The sequence below is a fragment of the Streptomyces sp. SID14478 genome (genome assembly GCF_010548525.1).
Taxonomy (GTDB): Bacteria; Actinomycetota; Actinomycetes; order Streptomycetales; family Streptomycetaceae; genus Streptomyces.
This window is the reverse complement of the sequence record NZ_JAAGMG010000293.1, coordinates 1-4,723: the sequence shown is the minus strand read 5'-3', so window position 1 is coordinate 4,723 and position 4,723 is coordinate 1. Positions and strand designations below refer to the sequence as shown.

General features: G+C 72.0%; 3 protein-coding genes. 1 reads left to right on the top strand and 2 read right to left on the bottom strand.

Annotated features, from left to right (window positions below; translation table 11 throughout):
- Positions 1-538: 538 nt before the first annotated feature.
- Entirely contained in the window at positions 539-1,705 is a 1,167-nt protein-coding gene (locus G3I40_RS09920; RefSeq protein WP_164301783.1) for an acyltransferase family protein, read from the top strand.
- Positions 1,706-1,715: 10 nt separating this feature from the next.
- On the opposite strand, the gene G3I40_RS09915 is transcribed toward G3I40_RS09920, so the two are convergent.
- Both G3I40_RS09915 and G3I40_RS09910 read right to left on the bottom strand, forming a co-directional pair.
- Complete coding sequence (locus G3I40_RS09915; RefSeq protein ID WP_164301782.1) at positions 1,716-2,165, bottom strand: HD domain-containing protein; 450 nt, start codon at positions 2,163-2,165, stop codon at positions 1,716-1,718.
- 52 nt (positions 2,166-2,217) lie between these two features.
- Positions 2,218-4,665 (bottom strand): FtsX-like permease family protein, encoded by a 2,448-nt coding sequence (locus tag G3I40_RS09910; protein ID WP_164301781.1) that lies wholly within the window; start codon positions 4,663-4,665, stop codon positions 2,218-2,220.
- Between the last annotated feature and the right edge of the window lie 58 nt (positions 4,666-4,723).

Genomic DNA, 4,723 nt, shown 5'->3' with positions numbered 1-4,723 from the left:
CGGCCTTGGGGCGCATGAGCGGCGCACGTCGGCGGCCCGGCCGGCCGGCGGAGCGGGGCACGGAATTCGGCTTGATCGTTTCCATGGCCGCACACGCGTCCCCCACATGCCCCGTGCACAGCACTTCCGCTCTTTGCGCACTTCCCCCTTGGCGCGCACACAGGAAATCCGCGGGCCGGGCCGGTGAATAGGAGCGGTTATATGCGGCGCGATTCGGACCCCGATATCGGCGACGTCATTTGTGACGAACCCGACATTTGGCGGGAGTCAGTCGCGGACGTTATGCGATGTTTAACACGGATTAGCTGTGTCATACCGGACAGATCGGCAATGGTTCGGCCATAAACCCGTGTCGTACGACGCCATGCTGACTTCTTCGAATCCCGGGTACCCGGTGTCGATAAGGAGGAATCGCGTTGAGGGTTTTACGAAATCACACGGGCGCCACTAGGGTGCCTCAGATGTTCCACGCTGCCACGACCCCCGCCGGCGCAGTGCGGTCCCGGATCGTCCCCCCGAGTTCCTGGTGGGAGGGCCTGTGACCAACTCGCTGTACCCCTACGCCTCGCACAGCACGCCGCTGCCCGAGGCCACCACCGCTCCCCCGCCCCCCGCTCCCGCCCCGAGCGCCCCCACGTCGCCCGCGCCCGCCCCGGCCCCGGCGGCCGGCAAGCCCAAGCAGCGGGACGCGTTCTTCGACAACGCCAAGTACCTGGCCATCGTGTTCGTCGCGATGGGTCACTCCTGGGAACCCCTGACCGACCACAGCCGTACCGCCGAAGCGCTGTACATGGTCGTCTACTCGTTCCACATGCCGGCGTTCATCCTGATATCCGGCTACTTCTCGCGCAGCTTCGACATGCGGCCGGACCGGCTGCGGCGCCTGATCACCGGTGTCGCGGTGCCGTACATCCTCTTCGAGATCGCGTACACGCTCTTCAAGCGGACCGCGGACCACGATCCCCACTACCCGATCAGCCTGCTCGACCCCTGGTTCCTGACCTGGTTCCTGGTCGCGCTGTTCGTGTGGCGGCTCACCACCCCGCTGTGGAAGGTCATCCGCTGGCCGATCCCGGTGGCCCTGGCCATCGCCGTGCTCGCGTCGATCTCGCCGGACATCGGTGACGACCTCGACCTGCAGCGCGTGCTGCAGTTCCTCCCCTTCTTCGTGCTCGGCCTGTTCATGAAGCCGGAGCACTTCCAGCTGATGCGGCGCCGCGAGGTGCGGATCCTGTCCCTGCCGATCGCGGCGTGCGCGCTGGTGCTGGCCTACTGGGCCGCTCCGCGGATGTCGTCCGCGTGGTTCTACCACCGCGACAGCGCGCAGGAGCTGGGCGCCCCGTGGTGGGCCGGTGTCGTCATGACGCTCGCCCTGCTCGGCTGCTCGCTGGTGCTCACCGCGTGCTTCTTCTCCTGGGTGCCCGGGCGCAGGACGTGGTTCACGGTGCTCGGCGCCGGAACCCTGTACGGCTACCTGCTGCACGGCTTCCTGGCGAAGGGCTCCCGGTTCTGGGGCTGGTTCGACGCGGACTGGCTGCACAAGCCGTACGGCGAGGTCTTCGTGACGCTCGTCGCCGCCGCGGTCGTGACCGTGCTGTGCACGCCGCCCGTGCAGCGGATCTTCCGGTTCGCCATGGAGCCGAAGATGGAGTGGGCGTTCAAGAAGGATGCCGCCCAGCTGGCCCGGCAGCGTCAGGGGCGGTAGGGCAGGCTCCTCAGGACGTCGGGCCCGTCAGGCCCAGGAGGGCGCGCATCGTCGCGTACTTCCGGGTCAGGCGGGCCCGTGTCACGTCGTCCAGGACCGCAAGACGGTCCGGGTCCGCGTTGTGCGCGAGGTCGGCCTCCTTCACCAGGCGGGCGCCGGGGGTCGACAGGATGCGCCGCGCGTACGCCTCCGGAGGCTCCCCGGGCCGTTTCGTCAGGGCGCGGACGATGTCCTTGGTCTCCTGCGCCAGCGCGGCCGACGTCAGCCACTCCTCGGTGAGGGCCTCGTCCTCGATCGCGTCGTGCAGCCAGGCCGCCGCTATCTGCTCGGGCGTGCCGCCCCGGTGCCGCACTCCTTCGGCCACGGCGCGGAGGTGTTCGGCGTAGGGGCGCCCGGCCTTGTCCTTCTGGTCGGCGTGGGCCTCGCGGGCCAGGGCCTCGATCTCCTGTGGCGTCAGCATGGGAGGAGCCTAGGGCGGGGCCGCGGTGCTGTGTCGGGCGGAACCCCGGGTCCTAGGACCGCACCGCCCACCGTGCGGGGATCGCCGTCGCCGCCAGGCCCAGTACCAGCGCCGATCCGGCGAAGGCCCCGTACAGGAGGGGTGGGACGTACGGGCCCTGGCCGGTCAGGCCGTTCATCATGGGGATCAGCGTGGCGAGGGCGATGCCCGTGCCCAGGGCGATGCCGGCGCAGGCCACCAGGAGTGCCTCCCAGCGGATCATGAGGAGTACCTGGCGGCGGGTGGAGCCGATCAGGCGGAGCGTGCCGAGTTCGCGGCGGCGGTCCAGGACCGTCATGGCGAGGGTGTTGACGGCGGCGATCGCCGCGAAGCCGCCGAGGACCGCGGCCATGGTGGTGTTGGCCCAGGCGTTGAGCTGTCGGTCCAGGGACTGGGCGGTGGTGTAGTCGGCGCGGGCGAGCGGGGCGCCGAGGGCGGCGAGGGACGCGGTCGTGCCGCCCTTCGTCCACAGTTCCGTGTCGTACGGGTTGGTGACGTGGCCGGTCAACGCGGCGCGGGACAGCGTGACTTGGGAGAGTCCGAGGCCGCGCTCGTACGTCGCCGAGACCGTCGGGGACGCCTTCGTGCCGTCGGGCAGGCGCAGGTCGACGCGGTCACCGACCTCGACGTGCGCGCTGCGGGCCAGGGAGGCGTCGAGGGCCACCTTGCCGGGGTCGGCGGGGTCGATCGCTCCCCCGGTCACCTTCAGGTCCTGGACACGGGCGAGGTCCTTCGCCGTGCCGGTGACGGCCTGGGCCGACACCGACTCCAGCGATCCGGCCATGGGGACCAGGACCGACGTCTTGAGCAGGCCCACGCCGGCCGTGACGCCGGGGCTCGCTCCGGCCGCCGCCACCGAGCCGGGCGCCAGGCCCGCCGCGCCTTCCTTCGCCGTGACGATGTGGTCCGCCGTGATGCCCGCCTTCTGCTGGTCGGCGGCCACCCGATCCTCGCTGGTGTGCATGAAGACCAGCACGGACGAGAAGGCCATCGCCAGCACGATCGGGGTGATCGCCGAGGCCAGACGGCGGGAGTTCGTACGGGAGTTGGCGGCCGCGAGCGAGGCGGGCGCGCCCGCGCCGCGCAGCGGGAGGCCGAAGAGCGTGGCGCACAGCCGGGCCACGAGGGGGCCGAGCAGCGCCACCGCGAGCATGAAGCACATGACGATGCCGAGCGCGGTGTTGGCCGCGTCGTCACCGGTGAGGTGGGCCGCGACGACGGACAGGGTCATGCCGCCGGCCGCGGCCGCGATGCCGAGCGGGGTGCGGATCCAGCCCACGCGCAGCCGTTCGGTCGACGCCTGTGCCAGGGCCTGGCCCGGCTTGATGCGGGAGGGGCGGCGGGCCGCCGCGTATCCGGCGACCAGGCCGGTGAGGACGGTAGCGCCGACCGCGACGAGCAGCGGGATCCAGGAGACGCTGAGGTCGACGGCCTGCGGGACGGCGCCCTTGGCCTGGAGCTGTCCGAACCACCAGCGGGCCAGGGCGATGCCGGGCAGGCAGCCGAGGAGTCCCGCGAGCGGGGCGACCATCAGGGTCTCGGTGGCGATGGCGCGCCGGATCTGGCGGGGTGTCGTACCGATGGCGCGCAACAGGGCGTATTCGCGGGCGCGTTGGCCGACGCTGAGGGCGACGGTGCCGGCCGCGGTGAACACGGCGACCAGGGTGGCGATGCCGCCGAAGGAGCCGCCGAGCCCGGTCAGGTTCTCCTTGGCGTAGGCGAGTGTGGAGTCCTCGACGGCGCCGCGGTCGTCGCCGGTGTGCACCTTGGCCGCCCGGGACACCGAAGTCGCCTTCTGTACCTGGGACTTGAGGGTGTCCGTGGTGACGCCGCGCTTCGGCAGGACGGCGATGGCGTCGACGCGTCCGGGGTGACCCGAGGTGCGCAGGGCCTCGGAGTCGGTGAACCAGACGCCGTCCGCGGTCGTGGTGCCCGAGACGCGGTAGGTGCGCTTGCCCTCGGGGGTGGTGAGGGTGACCCGGTCGCCGGCCTTGGCGCCGGACGTGACGATCTCGCCGGCGGCCTGCGGGGCGCGGCCCGCCGTCAGCGTCTCGCCGGTGAAGGCGGTGGAGCCCCAGTTGTGGGCGCCCAGGGCCGCTCCTGCGCGCTGGACGGGGAAGGTGAGGTCGGCGACGGCGGTGCGCGCCCCGGGGGCCGTGGCCGCTTTCGCGACGAGGGAGTCGTCGAGGCGGGCGCGGTCCGGGAGCGGGACCGCCTCGTCCTCGCGGTCCTCGCCGGAGCCGGTGACGTGGTGTGCACTCTGGTCGGCGGAGACGAGCACGGGGGCGCCCGCGTAGCGCTGCGGCGGGACCGAGGCGCGCAGCCCGGTCTCCAGGAGGATGCCGCAGGCCGAGACGATCAGCGCGGACATCATCAGGGCGACGAACGTGCCGACGAACGCGGCCGGTTTGAAGCGGACGGCGGCTCGGGCGAGCCCGTTGGGCCTCAGCAGTGCGGACATCAGGCGGCCGCCCCCACCGGCGTGCGGGCGGCCAGGGCGCGCATGCGGGCGGCGATGC

Excerpts from the sequence above, each read along its gene's own strand:
- G3I40_RS09915 (WP_164301782.1), bottom strand. The coding sequence starts at position 2,165 with ATGCTGACGCCACAGGAGATCGAGGCCCTGGCCCGCGAGGCCCACGCC.
- G3I40_RS09910 (WP_164301781.1), bottom strand. The coding sequence starts at position 4,665 with ATGTCCGCACTGCTGAGGCCCAACGGGCTCGCCCGAGCCGCCGTCCGC.